This window comes from Lawsonibacter celer, from assembly GCF_014281125.1.
GTDB lineage: Bacteria > Bacillota > Clostridia > Oscillospirales > Oscillospiraceae > Lawsonibacter_B > Lawsonibacter_B celer.
Genome location: NZ_JACOEA010000001.1, coordinates 646822 through 665583, shown reverse-complemented (window position 1 = coordinate 665583; position 18762 = coordinate 646822). Strand labels below are relative to the sequence as shown.

The following is an 18762-nucleotide window of genomic DNA, read 5'->3' as shown; positions in this document are numbered from 1 at the left end:
TCACACCTCCTGATGCTTGTTGATGATGACGCTCTCCCACGCTCCGCCGGCCAGGTTAATGTAGCGCACGAAGAGGGCGACCTTGTTGTCCGGGTTCAGGCTGGACCACAGAAGGTCGGCAAAGGACCGGGCGTCCGGGGCGTCGATCGACACCTGCTCCGGCTCCCCCTCAAAGGAGGGCAGAGGATTGCCGTCGCCCGCATAGGTGTGGATAAAATGCCCCTGGCCGGCCAGGGGGCACTCGTACTCGTAGAAATACCTGCGGCAGGAGCCAGGGTCGCCGCCAGCACTCTTCAAAATAGACAGCGTATAGCCGCCGCCGCGCTCCATCAGCCCGGAAATCCGGGGGGTGTAGTTGGGGGCATCGGGCTCAAAGATGCGGGTGCGCAAGGATTCGGCGAAGGATTTGCCCGCAGCCAGCCCCTCCCGCACCGTGTCGGTCTGATCTCCGTTGGTGACGATGGTGGAGCTGCCGAACACCCGCACCGGGGCGTAGATAATGAGTGAGGGGTCCGTCATTTTGGACGGGTCAAAGGCCTGGGTCCGGATCCCGTCCGGGGTCTCTACAAAGATCCGGTTGCGGCTGTTTTCGCTGCGGCCCATAATGAAATAGGCGACGACCCCATACCGGTTGTCCCGGGAGCGGCCCAGCACGATGCCTCGGCCGGGGTAGGCGTTTTCCCGCAGGAGCGCGGGCAGATCATAGGTTTTCAAGGCGTTTCCTCCTCTAAAATCGTTACGTGCCGGCCTTCCACCCGCAGGCGGCCCTGGCAGAAGAGGGACACGGCTCGGGGCAGGATGACCCATTCTGCCTGTTCCATCACCCGGCGCTGCAGAAGCTCCGGCGTATCTCCCTCCAGAACTTGTACCGCCTTTTGCAGGACGATGGGGCCGCCGTCCGGCTCCTCATTCACAAAATGAACGGTGGCGCCGGTGATTTTAACCCCGTACGCCAGAGCCCGCTCGTGGACGTGAAGTCCGTAGTATCCGGCCCCGCAGAAGGATGGGATCAGGGCGGGGTGGACGTTGAGGATCGCGTTGGGATAGGCCTGCACCATCTCCTCCGTGAGAATGTGCAGAAAGCCCGCCAGCACCACCAGCCCGATGCGCAGCTCCTTCAGCTGCCGCACCAGGGCCAGGGTCATCTCCCGGTTGGAGGGAAAGTCCTTCCGGGCCACCACGTATCCGGGGATGCCGGCGGCTCTGGCCCGTTCCAGGGCGTAGGCGTCCGGCCGGGAGGAGAGGACGGCAGCAATGGAGCCGTTCTGCAGCGTCCCGCGGGCCTGGGCGTCCAGCAGGGCCTGGAGATTGGTTCCGCCGCCGGAAACCAGCACAGCGATGCGTACCATAATGCACCTCATTCCTAGAGAGTTAAAAGAGCCCTCTTACACCAATTCCACCCCGGATCCGCCCTTTACCACCGAGCCGATGACATAGGCGCGCTCACCGGCCTTGGCCAGCAGATCCAGGGCGTCGCCCACCTGCTCCCTGGGAATGGCCACAACCAGGCCCACGCCCATATTAAAAGTGTTGTACATGTCTCGCTCCGGAATCTTCCCGGTCTTGGCGATCAGCTCAAAGATGGGGGGCACCGGGAAGGCGGACTTCTGGATGCGGGCGGTGAGGCCCTCCTTCATCATCCGGGGCACATTCTCATAGAGACCGCCGCCGGTGATATGGCTGATGGCCCGGATGGCGATCCCGTGATGGAGCATGCAGCGAACGGCCCGCACATAGATGCGGGTGGGCTTGAGTAGCTCCTCTCCCAGCGTGCAGCCCAGCTCTGGAAAGTTCTGGTCCAGAACGGCCTTGCTGTCAATGCCGAACACCTTGCGCACCAGGGAAAAGCCGTTGGAGTGCACGCCGGAGGAGCCCAGGCCGATGAGCAGATCCCCCTCCTGCAGGGCGGAGCCGTCCAGCATGTTCGCTTCATCAGCCAGGCCCACGGAGAAGCCGGCAAGGTCGTACTCGTCGTCCGGATAGAAGCCGGGCATCTCGGCGGTCTCACCGCCGATCAGGGCGCAGCCCGCCTGGCGGCAGCCCTCGGTCACACCGGAGACGATGGCCTCAATCCGGCTGGGAACATTTTTCCCCACGGCCAAGTAGTCCAGGAAGAAGAGGGGGGCGGCGCCGGAGCACACAATATCGTTGACGCACATGGCCACGCAGTCGATACCCACGGTGTCGTGCTTGTCCATCAAAAAGGCCAGCTTCAGCTTGGTGCCCACGCCGTCGGTGCCGGAGACCAGCACCGGGCGCTTCATCCCGGACACATCGGGGGCAAACAGGCCGCCGAAGCCGCCCAGGGTGCCCATCACGCCTGGAATGTAGGTGGACTCCACCAGGGGCTTGATGCGCTCCACGGCCTCATACCCGGCAGTGACGTCGACCCCGGCGGCCTTGTAACTTTCAGAATGGCTATCCCTCATGGCTCAATCTCACTTTCAAAGATGTTTTTGTCCGTTACCTCCGGCACCTCCAGGGGGTAATGGCCGGAAAAACACGCGTCGCAACAGCCGCACCGGGCGCCCACCGCGATACGGCGGACGGAGTCCAGAGAGAGAAAACCTAGGGAGTCTACGCCGATAATCTCTCGCATCTCCTCCACGGTCCGGTTGTGGGCCAGAAGGAGCTCCCGGTCCGGAATGTCGGTGCCGAAGAAGCAGGGGTGGCGGAAGGGAGGCGCGGAGATGCGCATATGAACCTCTGTCGCCCCGGCATCCCGCAGAATCCGGACCAGTCGGGCGGAGGTGGTGCCCCGGACGATGGAATCGTCCACCAGGATCAGGCGCTTGCCGTTCACCGCCTCCCGCAGGGCATTGAGCTTTAGGCGCACGGATTGCTCCCGGCTGGACTGGCCGGGCTGGATAAAGGTGCGGGCTACATAGCGGTTTTTGATGAGCCCAACGCCGTAGGGGATGCCGGAGCATTTGGCGTAGCCGATGGCGGCGGGAATGCCGGAGTCGGGTACGCCAATCACTAGGTCAGCCCCCACCGGGTGTTCCAGAGAGAGGTATTTTCCTGCCTCCTGCCGGGCCAGTTCCACCGAGGCCCCATCGATTACCGAGTCGGGCCGGGCAAAGTAGATATACTCAAAGACGCAGGCGGAGGGAACAGCCTGGATGCCGCAGTGAAGGCTGCGCAGCTGGCCGCCCTCCACCACACAGACCTCGCCGGGTTCCACATCCCGCACAAATTCCGCCCCCAGGGCGTCCAGGGCGCAGGTTTCAGAGGCAAAGATCCACGCGCCGCAAGAGGACCTGCCAATGCAAAGGGGACGGAAGCCATGGGGATCCCGCACGGCAATCAGCTTGCGGGCGGACATAATGACCAGAGAATAAGCCCCCTGGATACGTTCCATGGTGCGCACCACCGCCTCCTCGATAGAAGCGGCCTGAAGCCGTTCCCGGACGATGGTGTAGGCCAGCACCTCGGTATCGCTGGAGGAGTGAAAGATGCCGCCGGCCAGCTCAATCTCACGCCGCAGCTGGCCGGCGTTGACCAGGTTTCCGTTATGGGCCACGGCCAGGTTGCCTTTGATATGGGTAATGCACACCGGCTGGGCGTTGTCCCTGGTCTGCCGGCCGGTGGTGGAGTAGCGCACATGCCCTACCGCCATGGATCCGGGTAAGGAGTCCAGCACCGTAGGGGGAAAGACCTCGCCCACCAGGCCTACATCCTTGTGACAGCGGATGACCCCCTTATTGTTTACCGCGATGCCGCAGGCCTCCTGCCCCCGGTGCTGGAGGGCAAAAAGGGCCACGTAGGCCTCCTGGGCTGGGGAGAGGCCGGATTCCGGCGGGACGGCGATGCCAAACACGCCGCACTCCTCATGAACATGGTCGTCCATAGGGAAGCGCGTGGAAAGTCGGGTCTGCTTCACTTATTGATCCCCCATGAGCCGGCGCATGACCTCTTCGTAGGCCTCCTCGGCCCCGCCCAGGTCCCGGCGGAAACGGTCCTTGTCCAACTTCTCATGGGTGGTCTCATCCCACAGGCGGCAGGTATCGGGGGAGATTTCGTCGGCCAGGACGATGGTCCCGTCGGAGGTCTTGCCGAATTCCAGCTTGAAATCCACCAGGTCAATGCCGATTTCCTTCAGAAAGCCGCGAAGCAGATCGTTGACCCGGAAGGCGTAGTCCTGAATCTGATCCAGCTCCTCCGCCGTAGCCAGCTTCAGGGCCAGGGCGTGATAGCGGTTGATTAGGGGGTCTCCCAGCTCGTCGTTCTTGTAGGAGAACTCAATGGTGGGCGTATCGAACAAGATACCCTCCGACACCCCGTAGCGTTTGGCAAAGGAGCCGGCGGAGATGTTGCGGATGATGACCTCCAGGGGGACGATGGAGACCTTTTTCACGGCGGTCTCCCGGTCGCTGAGTTCTTGCACATAGTGTGTGGGCACCCCAGCGGCCTCCAGACGGCGCATCAGGTTGTTGGTCATGCGGTTGTTGATGGCGCCCTTTCCGGTGATGGTACCCTTTTTCAGGCCGTTGAAGGCGGTGGCGTCATCTTTATAGGAGACAATGACCACCTCGGGGTCGCCGGTGGCATAGACCTTCTTGGCCTTGCCCTCGTAAAGCTGCTCCCTTTTTTCGAAACCCATCTTAAAATTCCTCCAGCTGTATGTTCTGATCTTTTTCCATAACCTCGGCGGCCATGCCCGCCTTGAACTGGGCCAGCTTGTCCATCAGTGCGTCGTCACTCAGCGCCAGCATCTGGGCGGCCAGGATGGCGGCGTTGTCCGCCCCGTCCACCGCCACGCAGGCCACCGGTATGCCCTTGGGCATCTGGACCATGGACAGCAGGCTGTCCATCCCGCCCATCAGACTGGTTTTCATAGGCACGCCGATCACCGGCAGGGTGGTGTACGCGGCCAGAACGCCCGCCAGATGAGCGGCCTTGCCGGCGGCGGCGATAATAACGCCAAAGCCCTCCTCCAGGGCGTTGGCGGCAAAGCGCTCCGCGGCGGCGGGGGTGCGGTGGGCGGAGATTATGCGGACCTGTGTGGGAATTCCAAAGGCTTTGAGGCGATTGATACAGGGACGCATGGCGTCCAGATCGGAATCCGATCCCATAATGACGGCAACTTTTCTGGGCATAAGAAACCTCCTTAAAAACAATTGATTTTTGCACAGCAAAAAAATAATCAGGCCCCCTGGCGATACAGGCGGCCTGACAGTTGCTTTACCATAGGCTTCCGGACGGACTGGGGCCCTGGCAGGAGAACACAGCACGGTAATTGCCATTCGCCGCCATTTTGGCACCCCTCTCATCTGGAAGATCGAGTACAATATATCGAATTTTCGTGGGCTTTGCAAGGGTAATCTGACATTTTCGTATGCTTCCACAAGTTGAAATGGGAAAAGCGCGGCTGGACTTGTAAAGTGTGCGTCAAGGCGCGGTAAAAGGTAAAAATTTACCTGGAGGAGAAAAAACGCTCTGCGGAGGACAGGCCTCCACAGAGCGGATTCGGCTTCCGGTTCAATCCCGCAGATACTGCTTTACCAACTCCTGCAGCAACTCATCCCGGTCCAGCTTGCGGATCAGGGCGCGGGCATTGTTATAGTTGGTAATATACGTGGGATCCTCTGAGAGAATGTACCCCACGATCTGGTTGATGGGGTTGTATCCCTTTTCCTGCAGCGACTGATAAACGGAGGTGAGAATCTCTTTGATCTCCGGATCTTTCTCATATTGAATGCTGAATTTCCGGGTATAGTCCATCTCCATCTCTGGCACACCTCCCTGTATTTCACTTGTCCCAATTGTAGCCGAATTTGTTCCTCCTGTAAAGAGGCAGGAAAAAAATTTATAAAATCTTTCACATTCTTCGCCTCCTTTGCAACCGTGGGGCGATGGCTGTGGTATTATAGGTACCACGGACACGGAGCCGCCGCTGCTATGGGCATGGCGGGGCGGGTCTCCGGCACCGGGGATGCCCGAAAAGGAGGCGAGGCCTTATGACCGACGAACCGACCGCCCGCGCCCAGATCGCGCGCTGGGGAGATATGGTGTGGCGGCTGGCATTGGCCCGTACCCGCCATGTTCAGGACAGCGAGGATGTGTTTCAGGAGGTGTTCGCCCGGTTTTTCCGCCATGAGGAGACGCTGGAGAGCGACGAGCACCGGAAAGCCTGGCTGATCCGCTGCACCCTCAACTGTACCAACACCCTGCTAACCGCCCGCTGGCGGCGGAATCTGCCTCTGGAGGAGGGGATTGCCAGCGCCATCCCCCTGGAGGAACGGGAGGTCTACCGGGCGGTGCTGGCCCTGCCGCGCCCTTACCGTACCGCCATTCATCTCCACTGCTGTGAGGGATACTCGGTGGCAGAGATCGCCGCCCTCACCGGCGCGAAGGAGGGGACGGTCAAAAGCTGGCTGTCCCGGGGACGGGCCAGGCTGGCGCACGCCTTGAAAGGAGAAGATTGACCTATGTATGAGGAAGAATATAGACGCGCCAACCGGAACCTCCACCCCTCGGAGGAGCTGGTGGAGCGGGCGGCCGCCGGGGCGTGGCGGCCAGGGAGCAAGCGACGGACCTTTCGCCTCAAGGTGACCTCTGCCGTAGCCGCGGTGCTGGCGCTGGTGTTGCTGGTGACCGGTATCCCCGGCCTGGGAGAAGCTCCGGCCGGCGGGCCCGTGGCTGGGACCGCCTATGCCCTGGCCCGGCCCACCCTGCCCCAGCTGCCCGCGATGCCGGAGGAGCCCGCTTCCGGCGGCGATAAGGCCTGGGAGCAGTTCTCGGAGGATTATGAGACCTACTGGGAGGCCTGGCGGGCCTTCCGAAAGGAGAGCGCGGGCATTGACGAGCAGGCCGGACTGATGGAGGCTCTGGCCGCCTTCAGCGGCCAGAGCGCCGCCCTGGCTCTCTCCGGGTCGGAGAACCAGATCTATTCCCCCCTGTCCCTGTGGTTCGCCTTGGCTATGCTGGCCGAGACCACGGACGGGGAGAGCCGGCGGGAGATTTTGGACGTTTTGGGAGCGGAGGATGTGCAGCAGCTGCGCGCCTGGGCGGACAGCCTGTGGCACGCCCTGTATACGGATGACGGGGCGTCCGCCCTGCTGCTGGGCAGTTCCATATGGCTGAATGAATCCGTGGAGTTCCGCCAGAAGGCTGTGGACGCCCTGGCCGAGCACTACTACGCCTCCTCCTTCCGGGTTCCCATGGGGCAGAAGGCGGCCGATCAGGCCCTCTCCGACTGGGTGGCCGAGCAGACCCGCGGCCTCATCGGCGGAGAAGAGAAGGTACTGGAGACCAATTCGGATATGTGGATGGTGTTGGCCTCCACCCTCTATTACAAGGCGGTATGGACCAGTGAGTTCCGGGCGGATCGCACGCAACCGGACACTTTTACCAGCGCCGACGGCAGCCAGTCCACTGTGGACTTCATGCACAAGACCCGGGACGCCAATTTCCTGCGGCGGGAGGGGTATCAGGCGGCCAGCCTGCCCACCAGCCTGGGAGAGATGGTGTTTGTTCTGCCGGACGAGGGGGTGGCACCGGAGGAGCTGCTGCGCGACCCGGAGTTTCTCTACAGGCTGGATCTCTACGGGGCGGACGGAATTTCTGGAGAGGTGCAGTGGTCGGTGCCCAAATTCGACGTGCAGTCCACCCTGCAGCTGGAGGATTACCTGAAAACCATGGGGATCACCGCCGTCTTTGACGAGGCCCGCGCGGATTTTTCCCCCCTGAGTGGGAGTGAAATGTGGCTGGAGCAGGCCAAGCAGATCGCCCGGGTGAAGGTGGACGAAAAGGGCGTTGAGGCGGCGGCTGTCACGCTGATGGCTGCCGCCGGAGCCGCCGCACCGCCGGAGGACCCGAAGATCTGCGTCATGGACCTGGACCGCCCCTTCCTTTTCATCATCCGTCAGCAGGGCGTGGTGCTCTTTGCCGGCGTGGTGCAGAGCCTGTGACAAGACGACTACTATAAAAAACAATCCCCCGTCGGACTCGCAGTCCGACGGGGGATTACTTTTGACGAGGAAAAGCGTTTAACGCAGTACCGCGCCCAGCTCCTGCTCCAGGGCCTCCAGAATGTGCTTCACATCCTGGTCCGCCTCCTCGGCGGTCAGGCTGCGGTCGTCGGCACGGAGAATGAGGTTGAACGCGACGCTCTTTTTTCCCTCTGCCACGCCTTTGCCGCGATAGATGTCAAAGAGTGAGACCTCTTTAAGCAGCCCCCTGGCGCCCCGGGCAATGCACTCCTCCAGCGCGCCCACGGTAACCGCCTCGTCGCACACCACTGCGATATCCCGGGTGACGGCGGGGAACTTGGGCAGAGGCATATACTGCGGGTCCGCGCCTTTGGCGGCCATCAGAGCGTCGAAGGACAGTTCAGCGCAATAGAACTCGCCGTCCACACCGTAATTCTGGGCCGCCAGCGGGTGAATCTGGCCGAATATACCGAGACATTGCGCCCCGCTCCACACTGCAGCGCAGCGCCCGGGGTGGTAGGACGGGTTATCGGACACGGCCTCGAAGCGCACATTTTCCGCGCGAATTTCTTTCAAAACGGCTTCCACGGCGCCCTTCAGGACGAAGAAGTCCATGCCGTCGCCATAGGCGCCCATGGACAGCACTTTGGACTCCACGGCCAGACCGTCCGCGCCGCCGGGAAGGTAGATGCGGCCGATCTCATAGAGCTTGGCCGTCTTGTTGCGGAAGTTCCAGTTCCGCGTCAGAATCTCCAGCATGGAGGGCAGGGTGGTGGTACGCATGATGGAGGTGTCCTCGCCCAGAGGGTTGAGGATCCTGAAGCTTCTGCGGCGCTCTGCGTCCTCCGGCCAGCGGATCTTGTCGTAGTAGGTGGGGGAGATAAAGGAATAGGTGATGATCTCGTCATACCCACAGGTGCGGCATACCGCACCCAAGCTGCGCTCCAGCTGCTGCGACCGGGAGTAGCCGCCCAGGGTGGTCTGCCCCCGCATCAGGGTGACGGGGATGTTGTTGTAGCCGTGGAAGCGGGCCACCTCCTCAGCCAGGTCGGCCATCTCCTTTACGTCGCCCCGCCAGGAGGGCACGGCGACCTGGTCGCCCTCTACCTGGAAGCCCAGGGCCTTGAGGATGGAGACCATCTCCTCCCGGGGCACGTCCGTGCCCAGAAGGGCGTTGATCTTCTCCGGCTCCAGCTTCAGAACCGTGGGATTGGGCACGAAATTGAGGATGTCGATCACGCCGTCCACCACTTCGCCGGCCCCCAGCAACTCCACCAGTTCGCAGGCACGGTTGACAGCGGGCAGGGTGTTGAGAATATCCAGGCCCTTTTCAAATTTCGCGCTGGCCTCAGTGCGCATACCCAGGGCCAGGGCGCCCTTGCGAATGCAGGTGCCATTGAAGTTGGCGGACTCGAACACCACGTCCACGGTGTCGGAGACGATCTCGGAGTTCTCGCCCCCCATGATGCCCGCCAGGCCGACCGCCTTTGTCTCGTCCGCGATGACCAGATGATCGTGGGTGAGGGTGTGCACCTTGCCGTCCAGGGTGGTCAGCTGCTCCCCCTCCTCCGCCCGGCGGACGATGATCTTTCCACCCTTCACATAGCGATAGTCAAAAGCGTGCATGGGCTGGCCGTATTCCAGCATCACATAGTTGGTGATGTCCACAATGTTGTTGATGGGGCGCACGCCCATGCTCCGCAGTCGCTCCCGCATCCACTTGGGGGAGGGGGCGATCTTTACGTTGCGTACCATGCGGGCGGTGTAGCGGGGGCACAGCTCGGCGGCCGGGGTCTCCACGTCCAGCAGATCGCACAGGCTGCCCTCAGCTCCGCCCTTCACCACGGGCTCGTGCAGACGCAGCTCAGTGTGGAAGGTGGCGGCCGCCTCTCGGGCCAGACCGATGACGCTCAGGCAGTCGGGGCGGTTGGGGGTGATCTCAAACTCCACCACGTGGTCGTCCGCGTTTATGATGGGCTTGATGTCGTCGCCAGGCGTACATTCCTCCCGGAGGATAAAGATGCCGTCTGGGATGCAATGGGGGAATTCCTTCTGGTCGGCATGGAGGTCGGCCAGGGTGCAGATGGCGTCGCTTTTGGTGTTGTAGGCCACCAGGTCGCCCTCGTGGAGGTTGGCGCAGCAGGTGTCGGGCACGGCGGTGGCGCCGCCGATGTCCAGGCAGGTGTGGAAGCTGCCGTCAGGCTGGGGCGCGCACTCCAGTACTCTGGCGGCCACCACCGGGCCGTAGATTTTATGTCCGGGCTGCACATCAGCGGGGATGGAGGGCTTTTCCGGGTCCAGGGGTCTGTAGTCGTTGAGCAGAGCGGCGGCGGTAATGGCGGCATAGGGAAAGTCCCGCTCGTCCAGGCCCAGCTCAGAAAGGCCGCACATCATGCCGTTGGAGACCACGCCCCGCAGCTTGCCCTTCTCAATCTTTTTGCCCCCGGGCAGGGTAGACTTGTGCAGGGCCACGGGGACCAGGTCGCCCGCATGGATGTTCCAGGCCCCGGTGACAATCTGGAGGGGCGTGTCCTGTCCCGCGTCCAGCTGGCAGACCCACATGTGGTCGGAATCCGGGTGGCGTTCCATGGAGAGAATTCTGCCCACCACCACGTTGGAGATTTCGGCGCCCAGGTCCTCGGTGGTCTCCACCTTGGAGCCGGAGAGCGTCATTGCCTCGTCAAAGTCCCGGTCGGAGGCAGTCACAGTGACAAATTCATTGAGCCATTTTCTACTGAGATTCATTGTTCCCACACTCCTCTCTTAAAACTGTTCCAGGAACCGCACATCGTTTTCGAAAATCAGCCGCAGATCAGCGATTTTGAAGCGGCCCATGGCCAGACGCTCCAGCCCCATGCCGAAGGCCCAGCCGGAGTATACCTCCGGGTCAATGCCGCTCATGCGCAGCACGTTGGGGTGGATCATCCCCGCGCCCAGTACCTCGATCCAGCCCTCACCCTTGCAGGTGGGGCACCCCTTTCCACCGCACTTGTGGCACTGGATGTCCATTTCACAGGAGGGCTCGGTGAACGGAAAATGATGGGGACGGAAGCGAGTCACGGTACCCTCGCCATACAGCTTTTCAATCACGGTGTTCAAGGTGCCCTTCAAATCGGCCATGGTGACCCCTTTGTCAATTACCATGCCCTCCACCTGATGGAACATGGGGGAATGGGTGGCGTCCACCTCGTCCTTGCGGTACACCCGGCCTGGGGCGATGATGCGGATGGGCAGGGGCATGGTCTCCATAGCCCGTACCTGCATGGGGGAGGTCTGGCTGCGCAGCATCACCCGGCTTTCGGTATCAAAATAGAAGGTATCCGACCAGTCCCGGGAGGGGTGCCCCTCCTCCGCGTTGAGCTTGTCAAAATTATAAGTGGCCAGCTCGATTTCCGGGCCATCCAGCACGGTGAAGCCCATGCCCACAAAGATATCCTTAATCTCGTCCAGGGCAATATACATGGGGTGCTTGTGCCCAATGTCATGGACCGCGCCCGGAATGGTCACATCCACCGCCTCGGCCTTCAGGCGGGCCTCCAGGGCGGCCTGCTCCAGACGCCTGCCCGTCCGGTCCAGCGCCTCCTCCAGGACGGCGCGCACCTCATTGGCCAGCTGACCCATGGCAGGGCGCTCCTCGGCGGAGAGCTTGCCCATCTGCTTCAGAACAGCGGTCAGCTCACCCTTCTTGCCCAAATACTGGACCCGCAGGGTGTCCAGGTCAGACGGCGTCTGAACCCGCCCGAGGGCCTCCAGGGCTTCGGCCTTCATCTTTGCCAATTGTTCTCTCATACCTTTTTAACTCCTTAGAACAAAATTTACCCAACAAAAAAGCCTTTCCCCCCGAACAATCGGGACGAAAGGCAAACCTTCCGCGGTACCACCCGCGATTTCCGTGCCGAGCACGGACGCTCATGGCCCCTGTAACGGAGGGCGAGACCGTCCCTGTCTCCAGGGCCGCTCCGGGACGAACCAAGCGCGCCGAACCTCACATCCGCTTTCAGCCGGTGGCGGACGCTCTCTGCCAGGTCGGGGAAACGCTATTTTTCCCTTCTTCGCATGTAAAACCCTTTATATCACAAATAAGGAAAAAGTGCAAGATAAAATTGACGAACCGCAGGGGGAGGCCTATAATAAGGTCTGCTGAGCGAATGGTCCGGCACTGGTTTATGCGGCCGGCGGCGGCGATATGCGGGAAGGGGGAGATAAGCGGTGCAAAGGGATCGCACGGAGCTTTTGCTTCGGGAGCCCAATCTGTACAAGGCCATCCTCGTTCTGGCACTGCCGGTGTTTGGAGCGAATTTTATGAAGGCGTTCAACGAGCTGGTGGACACCTTTTTCATTGGACAGATCGCCGACTCGGTGCTGGCCCAGGCGGCGGTCTCCATGACTTGGCCGGTGCTCAACCTCTTTGCGGCTTTTCAGGTGGGGTTCGGCGTGGCCGGGGTGGCCCTGGTCAGCCATATGCTGGGCGCGGGCGAGCGGGAGCGCGCCCGCGAAAATGCCGGGGTGCTCCTGGTGGTGTCGATGCTCTTTGGGGCCCTGCTCAATCTGCTGCTTTGGCTGCTCTCGCCTCCCGTTTTGGCCCTGATGGGTGTCCACGGCCAGACGCTGGAGCTTGCGGTGCTCTATCTGCGGGTCCGCTCCTGCGAGTTGATCTTTACCGGGATTTTCACCGCGTTTCAGGCGGTGCGGCAGGCTCAGGGGGACACGGTGACACCGGTGGCGCTCTCGGTGACTTCGGTGGTGCTCAATATTGTGCTCACCGCCCTGTGTGTGCAGGGCCTGGGCCTGGGAGTGTTCGGCGCGGCACTTGCCACGGTATTGGGCAATGCGGCGGTGGCGCCGGTCTGCCTGGTTCTGATGTTTTCCCCGCGCCAGCCCCTCTTCCTCACGCCGCGGCATCTGCGCCTCCATCTGCCGGTCTTTCTCCGGATGACCAGGGTGGCCACTCCGGCGGCCTTCAGCCAGATGCTGGGGTCTCTGGGCTATGTAATCATCCAGATGGTGATCCTCAGCTATGGAGAGGCAGTCACGGCGGCCTTCAGCATTGGCAACAAGGTGTCAAACATTCTGCTGATGCCCATGATCGCCTTGGGTTCTGTGCTGGCGGCCTATGTGGGGCAAAACCTGGGGGCGGGCAACGGACCCAGGGCGCGCAGGGCGTATCTGGCCTGCCGCAACATGGGCCTGGCCATTACCATCGCCGGCTGTGTGCTGCTCTTCCCTCTGCGGGGCGGTCTGGTGCGCCTGCTGAGCAACGACCCGGCGACTCAGGCGGCGGCATTTGCCTATCTGTTCTGGGTGTTGCTGATGCAGCCCTTTTTGTCCCTGTTTCAGAACTATCTGGGGGCGTTTAACGGCTCCGGACATACGGGATACAGCTTTCTCATCACAACGCTGCGACTGTGGGCGATCCGGCTGCCCCTGATTTTGCTCTTCCGCACGCTGACGGACGCGGGGGAGAGCGGCGTCTGGTACGCCATGACCATCAGCAACTTTATTATTTTGCTGATCGGCGCGCTGCTGTTTCGGCGCATTGACTTCTCAGCCGGAGAGAGGGAACCGGCAGAGGCAGAGGAGGCGGATGTCTTATGAGGCTGGCCACGGCACGGCAGATGAAGCAACTGGATCAGGCCGCCATCCGGGAGCGGGGAATTCCCTCCCTGGAGCTGATGGAGCGGGCGGCAGAGGCCCTGGTCCGCGAGGTGCTGGAGCTGGCGCCGGAAAGAGAAACGCCGGTGGGCCGGGGAAAGCAATTTTACCTGCCCGAGGCCACGGGGGAAATCATCGGCGCGGACGGAGAGACGGCGCTCTTCCGACGGGGCGGCGCAAGAAACGGTCCGCCCAGGGCGGTATGCTTCTGCGGGCCGGGCAATAACGGCGGGGACGGCATGGCGGCGGCAAGGCTTCTTTTGGCGGAGGGCTGGAAGGTGCGCGCCCTCCTGGTGGGGCGGCGGGAGAAGCTGACCCCGGACGCCGCCGAGATGGAGCGGCGGCTTATGGCCGCCGGGGGCGTTCTTGAGGACTTTCAGCCTGGAAATGCGGCCCAGTTGGCCGCCGCCATGGAGGCTGACGTGCTGGTGGACGCGGTCTTTGGTGTGGGGCTGAACATACCGATGGCGGGGGCACAGGCCGCCGCCGTCCAGGCCATGAACGCAAGCCCGGCGCCCACTGTGGCGGCGGACCTCCCCAGCGGAGTGGAGGCGGACACCGGCCGGGTGCTGGGCGCGGCGGTGGAGGCGGCGGTTACGGTGACCTTCACCCTGCCCAAGATCGGCTGCTGTGTTGGATCCGGGGCGGTGTGCGCCGGAAAATTGGTGACTGCGGACATTGGCATTCCGACCGACCTGACGGATGCGGGGGAATACCCGGTGCAGACCGTGACCCGCCGGGACGTATCCCTGCCCCGGCGGGCACGGGACTCCCACAAGGGAGACTATGGGCGGGTCTATATCTTGGGCGGCAGTGCGGACTACACCGGTGCACCTGTGCTGGCGGCTGAGGCCGCCGTGCGCTCCGGAGCAGGACTGGTGAGCGTGGGCGTGCCCACCCCCGTGTGGCCTGTAGCGGCGGGAAAGCTCTCCTCCGCCATGCCCCATCCCCTCCCTGCGGACAGAGACGGCCGGCTTTCCGCCCAGGCGGCGGCCCCGGCACTGGAGCGGATGTCCCGCTGCGGCGCATGCCTCATCGGCCCCGGGCTGGGACGGAGCGGCGGCGTGGACGTCGTGGTGCGCGGCCTGCTTGAGAAATACCGGGGGAGCGTGGTGTTGGATGCGGACGGCATAAACGCCGTGGCAGGACATATAGATATCCTGGACAGCCGTCGGGACTGCGTGACCGTACTCACACCGCACGACGGAGAATTTGCCCGACTGGGGGGCGATGTGTCCGGCGGAGACCGGCTGGGGGCGGCCCGTTCCTTCGCCCGGGCGCACGGTTGCTGCCTGGTGCTGAAGGGACATCGGACCATCACGGCCTTTCCGGACGGCGCGGCCTTTGTCAACACCACCGGCAACCCGGGTATGGCAAAGGGGGGGAGCGGGGATGTGCTCTCCGGGATCATCCTCTCCCTGCTGGGGCAGGGGCTGCCCGCCCGGCAGGCGGTGCCGCTGGCGGTGTGGCTCCACGGCGCTGCCGGGGATCTGGCCGCGGAGAAGCTGGGGGAGTATGGGATGGCACCTGTGGATCTGATCTCCATGCTGCCCGGACTGACCAAGCAATTGAGCCGATGAATCTGTTAAGGAGGGAACCCTGTGCGCCATCGCTGGATGTGTGCACCAATGATGATCCTGTGCCTGATTTTGGCCGCCTGCGGCGGTGAGAGCGGGGGACAGGCGGAGCAGCTGGCCCTGGATATCCGGGGCGAATACCTGGAGATGGCTTCCTGCGCGGGACAGACGGAAGTCATTGCCGACTATGGACAACGGGTTTATGAGTACGGAATTTCCTTTCAGTGGGAACGGGAGGGAGATTTGGTACTGACCGTCACCGCACCGGTGGAGGCGGCCGGGATCACTGCGCGGGTCAGCGGAGAGCAGACGAGCCTGGAATATGACGGGGTACGGCTGGAAACTGGGCCGCTGAACGAGGACGGCCTGAGTCCCATTGACGCGATACCGGCCCTGCTGCGAGCCCTGCGGGAGGATTTCATCGCCGAATGCGGGATGGAGAAGCTGGGAGAGACCCACACGCTGCGCCTGTGCTGCCGGGCTCCGGAAAACACGGCCGGCGTGGGGGAGGAGATCACCCTGTGGCTTCATCCGGAGACCCATGCCCTGCTCCGGGGAGAGGTGTCTCAGGACGGCTTTACGGTCATACAATGCACCTTTACAGAATTTACCGCCGGGTGAGAGAGGCGCTCTCCCGGCGCTGCAGAGAAAGGACCATTACCAATGAGAGATGAAATGGCCCGCGCGTGGGCGGAGATCGACTTATCCAATCTGGAACACAATTATCGCGCGCTGCGCGCGCTGCTGCCTGCCGGGTGCCGCTTCCTGGGTGTCGTGAAGGCCAACGCTTATGGTCACGGGGCGGTTCCGGTGGCAAAAAAACTGGAAGAGCTGGGCGCGGAGTATCTGGCTGTGGCCTATCTGGCTGAGGCGGAGGAGCTGCGGCAGGCGGGAATCACCGTGCCCATTCTGATCCTGGGGAGCACGCCGCCCCAGCAGGCCGCCGATCTGCTGCGCTGTGAACTGACCCAGACGGTCTATGATCTGGAGACGGCGCAGGCCCTTTCACAGGCTGCGGTGAAAATAGGCCGGAGGCTGCGGATCCATGTGAAGGCGGATACGGGGATGTCCCGCCTGGGCTGGCTGTGTGACCCGGAGGACCTGGAGGAAACGGCAGACACCATAGCCAGGGTCTGCGCGCTGCCTGGCCTGGAGGCGGAGGGGATTTTTACCCATTTTGCCGATGCCGACGGCAGTGAGGAATACACTATGCTCCAGTTTACCAGGTTTCTGGAGCTGTTGGATCAACTGGGACAGCGGGGGGTGCATTTTAAAATCCGCCATTGCGCGGCCAGCGCGGCTGTGTTAAACTATCCCTGTACACACCTGGATATGGTGCGTCCCGGCATCGCTCTGTACGGCCACTATCCGGCTCCCTCCTGTGAAGGGCTGGACGGCCCCGGACTGCGCCCGGTAATGAGCCTAAAATGCCGGGTGGCTTCGGTAAAGCGGGTAAGAGCCGGCACGCCGGTGAGTTATGGCTGCACGCATACCATGGAGCGGGATGCGATCCTGGCGGTCCTGACGGCGGGCTATGCAGACGGCCTGCCCAGAATCTGTTCGGATCGGCTGGAGGTCTGGCTGGGCGGCCGTCGTGTTCCGGTGGTGGGCCGCATCTGCATGGATCTTTGCATGGCGGACGTCACGGGGCTGCCCCAGGTGCGCCCGGGAGATGTTGCAGAGATCTATGGAGCGCATATTCCCATAGAGGAGGCCGCCGCTGAAGCGGGGACCATCCAGTATGAATTGCTTACTGCGGTCTCACACCGCGTTCCCCGCGTCTATGAATAGCACCTTCGGCCACCCGGATGCATAGACTGGCCCGGGGGAGAATTGCGCCGGCCGGCCGGCGAGGGAAACACCGGCCTCTTTTTTGAAGCTGGGTGTATAAATCCTGCCGCCCCGTGGGAGAATCATAGTGACCGCGTTACATAGGCCATGCGCCTTGTGACGCCGGTGACTATCTTCCGGCGGAGTGTGAATGTTCGTGGACAACAGCGTAAAACGTGGAGATATTTTTTATGCCGACCTGAGTCCCGTGGTGGGAAGCGAGCAGGGGGGTGTGCGCCCGGTGCTGATCGTACAAAACGACACCGGAAACCGCCACAGTCCCACTGTGATAGCCGCTGCCATCACCTCGCAGACCGGAAAGGCCCGTCTGCCCACCCATATTGAGCTCTCAGCCAGAACCTATGGTCTTCCAAAGGATTCGGTGATCCTGTTGGAGCAGATCCGTACTCTGGACAAGAAGCGGCTGAGGGAGCATATGGGCCGGCTGGATGAGCCGCTGATGCAAAAGGTGGATTCTGCCATCGCGGTCAGCTTTGGCCTGCACTCGGACACCATGGTGTGAACGCACGGAAACATGGGGCCGCCTGTGCGGCGGCCCCTTCTTTTTCAACGGAGGTCATACATATGAAATACAAAGGAAACTGGCCGGTACGGCTGACGGCGGCTGGGCTGGTGATTGTCGCCATGCTCGGCGTGGCCGTGGCAGCCGGGCAGCAGGGCTCCCAAAGCGACCCGCTGGTGACCCTGAGCTATCTGGAGAAAAAGACGACGCCCGCCATCCTCAGCCAGGTGGACGGTAAGATTGCCCAGCGGGAAAGTGAGCTCAAGACGCAGCTGCAGACCGTGGTGGACGGCTATGTGGATGAGGTGGAGGACAAGCTGGCCGGAGGCGCTTCCGGCGCTTCGGCCAGCTTTCAGGTGGTCACCCTCACCCAGGGACAGAAGCTGATCGGCAAAGAAGGCTGCGAATTTTTGCTGCGGAACGGTACTGCGGTGTGCGTGTCTGACTCCGCCCCGGGGCTGGTGGATATGACTGCGGGGAGCACTCTGGCTAGTGGGGGGGCTCTGACGGTCAACCACCTCTATTTGGGAACCATTGACGGGCGCGGTGTCCAGGCCAAGACCAATGTGACCCTTCTGGTACGTGGAAGCTATACGATTTCCTAGAAGCAGAAAAAGACAAAGCGCGGAGAGCCAGCGGCTCTCCGCGCTTCCCTATCCATATGAATCAGAGCTTGGGGTTGCCATTCCCATCAAAGAGGGGGATCGACCCGAGAACGATAATGTCGTCCCGCTTGGCGGCGTCTCCCTCCGCCAGAATGGCCATACGGCCCACAATCCGGCCCCCCGCCTGTTCCACGAGCCGTTCTACGGCGCTGAGGGACTCACCGGTGGAGATGACGTCGTCCAGGATGAGGACCCGCTTCCCGTTCATCTTGGCCGCGTCGGCGCCGTCCATGTACAGCTTCTGCTCGGCGGCGGTGGTAATGGAGTGAACCGTGGTTTGGAACACGCCGTTCATATAAAGCTTGGGGGCCTTGCGCACCAAAAAGTACTCGTTGCGGCCGCTCTGACGGGCCATTTCGTGGATCAGGGGGATCGCCTTGGCCTCCGGCGCCACCAGGTAGTCATATTCCGGGGCCTTCTCCAGCAGGGCGGCGGCAGCGGCACAGGTGAGTTCCACATCGCCAAAGATCACAAAGGCGGCGATGGTCATGCTGTCATCTACCTTGCACAGGGGCAGTTCCCGCTCCAGGCCGGCAACCTTGAGATGATAGGTCATAGAAACAACTCCAAACTCTCAGCGT

18 protein-coding genes are annotated in these 18762 nt (G+C 62.3%); 8 read left to right on the top strand and 10 right to left on the bottom strand.

Going from position 1 to position 18762, the window contains the following annotated elements; translation table 11 throughout:
• The 7 genes from H9Q75_RS03195 to H9Q75_RS03165 all read right to left on the bottom strand — a co-directional run bounded on the left by H9Q75_RS03195 (position 1) and on the right by H9Q75_RS03165 (position 5730).
• Complete coding sequence (locus tag H9Q75_RS03195; RefSeq protein WP_243200653.1) at positions 1–714, bottom strand: IMP cyclohydrolase; 714 nt, start codon at positions 712–714, stop codon at positions 1–3.
• Complete coding sequence (gene purN / locus H9Q75_RS03190; protein ID WP_186564690.1) at positions 711–1349, bottom strand: phosphoribosylglycinamide formyltransferase; 639 nt, start codon at positions 1347–1349, stop codon at positions 711–713. Before purN ends, H9Q75_RS03195 begins: the two co-directional genes overlap by 4 nt.
• A gap of 36 nt (positions 1350–1385) precedes the next feature.
• On the bottom strand, positions 1386–2429 hold the full coding sequence (purM, locus tag H9Q75_RS03185; protein WP_186564689.1) for a phosphoribosylformylglycinamidine cyclo-ligase: 1044 nt from the start codon (positions 2427–2429) through the stop codon (positions 1386–1388).
• Positions 2426–3850, bottom strand: coding sequence for an amidophosphoribosyltransferase (purF, locus tag H9Q75_RS03180; protein WP_186565015.1), 1425 nt, complete (start codon positions 3848–3850; stop codon positions 2426–2428). Before purF ends, purM begins: the two co-directional genes overlap by 4 nt.
• Before the next feature lie 33 nt (positions 3851–3883).
• Entirely contained in the window at positions 3884–4603 is a 720-nt protein-coding gene (gene purC / locus H9Q75_RS03175; RefSeq protein WP_186564688.1) for a phosphoribosylaminoimidazolesuccinocarboxamide synthase, read from the bottom strand.
• Between the two features lies 1 nt (position 4604).
• Positions 4605–5099, bottom strand: a complete 495-nt coding sequence (gene purE, locus H9Q75_RS03170) for a 5-(carboxyamino)imidazole ribonucleotide mutase (RefSeq protein ID WP_186564687.1) — start codon at positions 5097–5099, stop codon at positions 4605–4607.
• A 382-nt stretch (positions 5100–5481) separates the two neighbouring features.
• The gene (locus tag H9Q75_RS03165) at positions 5482–5730 is read right to left on the bottom strand and encodes an IreB family regulatory phosphoprotein (protein WP_186564686.1); all 249 of its coding nucleotides are present in this window, start codon (positions 5728–5730) and stop codon (positions 5482–5484) included.
• A gap of 230 nt (positions 5731–5960) precedes the next feature.
• Here H9Q75_RS03165 and H9Q75_RS03160 point away from each other — a divergent pair, with 230 nt between their 5' ends.
• Both H9Q75_RS03160 and H9Q75_RS03155 read left to right on the top strand, forming a co-directional pair.
• Complete coding sequence (locus H9Q75_RS03160; RefSeq protein ID WP_186564685.1) at positions 5961–6428, top strand: RNA polymerase sigma factor; 468 nt, start codon at positions 5961–5963, stop codon at positions 6426–6428.
• A gap of 3 nt (positions 6429–6431) precedes the next feature.
• Entirely contained in the window at positions 6432–7913 is a 1482-nt protein-coding gene (locus H9Q75_RS03155) for a serpin family protein (RefSeq protein WP_186564684.1), read from the top strand.
• Between the two features lie 78 nt (positions 7914–7991).
• Here H9Q75_RS03155 and pheT read toward each other — a convergent pair whose 3' ends face one another.
• Both pheT and pheS read right to left on the bottom strand, forming a co-directional pair.
• Positions 7992–10679 carry a phenylalanine--tRNA ligase subunit beta gene (pheT, locus tag H9Q75_RS03150; protein WP_186564683.1) on the bottom strand — a complete coding sequence of 896 codons (2688 nt, stop codon included), beginning with the start codon at positions 10677–10679 and terminating at the stop codon, positions 7992–7994.
• Positions 10680–10697: 18 nt separating this feature from the next.
• The gene (gene pheS / locus H9Q75_RS03145; RefSeq protein WP_186564682.1) at positions 10698–11723 is read right to left on the bottom strand and encodes a phenylalanine--tRNA ligase subunit alpha; all 1026 of its coding nucleotides are present in this window, start codon (positions 11721–11723) and stop codon (positions 10698–10700) included.
• Positions 11724–12143: 420 nt separating this feature from the next.
• On the opposite strand from pheS, the gene H9Q75_RS03140 reads away from it, so the two are divergent.
• The 6 genes from H9Q75_RS03140 to H9Q75_RS03115 all read left to right on the top strand — a co-directional run bounded on the left by H9Q75_RS03140 (position 12144) and on the right by H9Q75_RS03115 (position 18121).
• A complete protein-coding gene (locus H9Q75_RS03140; RefSeq protein WP_341480890.1) occupies positions 12144–13529 on the top strand; it encodes an MATE family efflux transporter in 1386 nt (461 codons plus the stop codon).
• Positions 13526–15166, top strand: a complete 1641-nt coding sequence (locus tag H9Q75_RS03135; protein WP_243200652.1) for an NAD(P)H-hydrate dehydratase — start codon at positions 13526–13528, stop codon at positions 15164–15166. The genes H9Q75_RS03140 and H9Q75_RS03135 overlap by 4 nt, the downstream gene beginning before the upstream one ends.
• A gap of 21 nt (positions 15167–15187) precedes the next feature.
• A complete protein-coding gene (locus H9Q75_RS03130; RefSeq protein WP_341480889.1) occupies positions 15188–15784 on the top strand; it encodes a hypothetical protein in 597 nt (198 codons plus the stop codon).
• A gap of 42 nt (positions 15785–15826) precedes the next feature.
• Positions 15827–16954 carry an alanine racemase gene (gene alr, locus H9Q75_RS03125; protein ID WP_186564681.1) on the top strand — a complete coding sequence of 376 codons (1128 nt, stop codon included), beginning with the start codon at positions 15827–15829 and terminating at the stop codon, positions 16952–16954.
• A 196-nt stretch (positions 16955–17150) separates the two neighbouring features.
• On the top strand, positions 17151–17516 hold the full coding sequence (locus H9Q75_RS03120) for a type II toxin-antitoxin system PemK/MazF family toxin (protein ID WP_480175506.1): 366 nt from the start codon (positions 17151–17153) through the stop codon (positions 17514–17516).
• Between the two features lie 62 nt (positions 17517–17578).
• Positions 17579–18121, top strand: coding sequence for a hypothetical protein (locus tag H9Q75_RS03115; protein ID WP_186564679.1), 543 nt, complete (start codon positions 17579–17581; stop codon positions 18119–18121).
• 61 nt (positions 18122–18182) lie between these two features.
• On the opposite strand, the gene H9Q75_RS03110 is transcribed toward H9Q75_RS03115, so the two are convergent.
• Positions 18183–18737, bottom strand: a complete 555-nt coding sequence (locus H9Q75_RS03110) for a phosphoribosyltransferase family protein (protein WP_186564678.1) — start codon at positions 18735–18737, stop codon at positions 18183–18185.
• Positions 18738–18762: the final 25 nt, after the last annotated feature.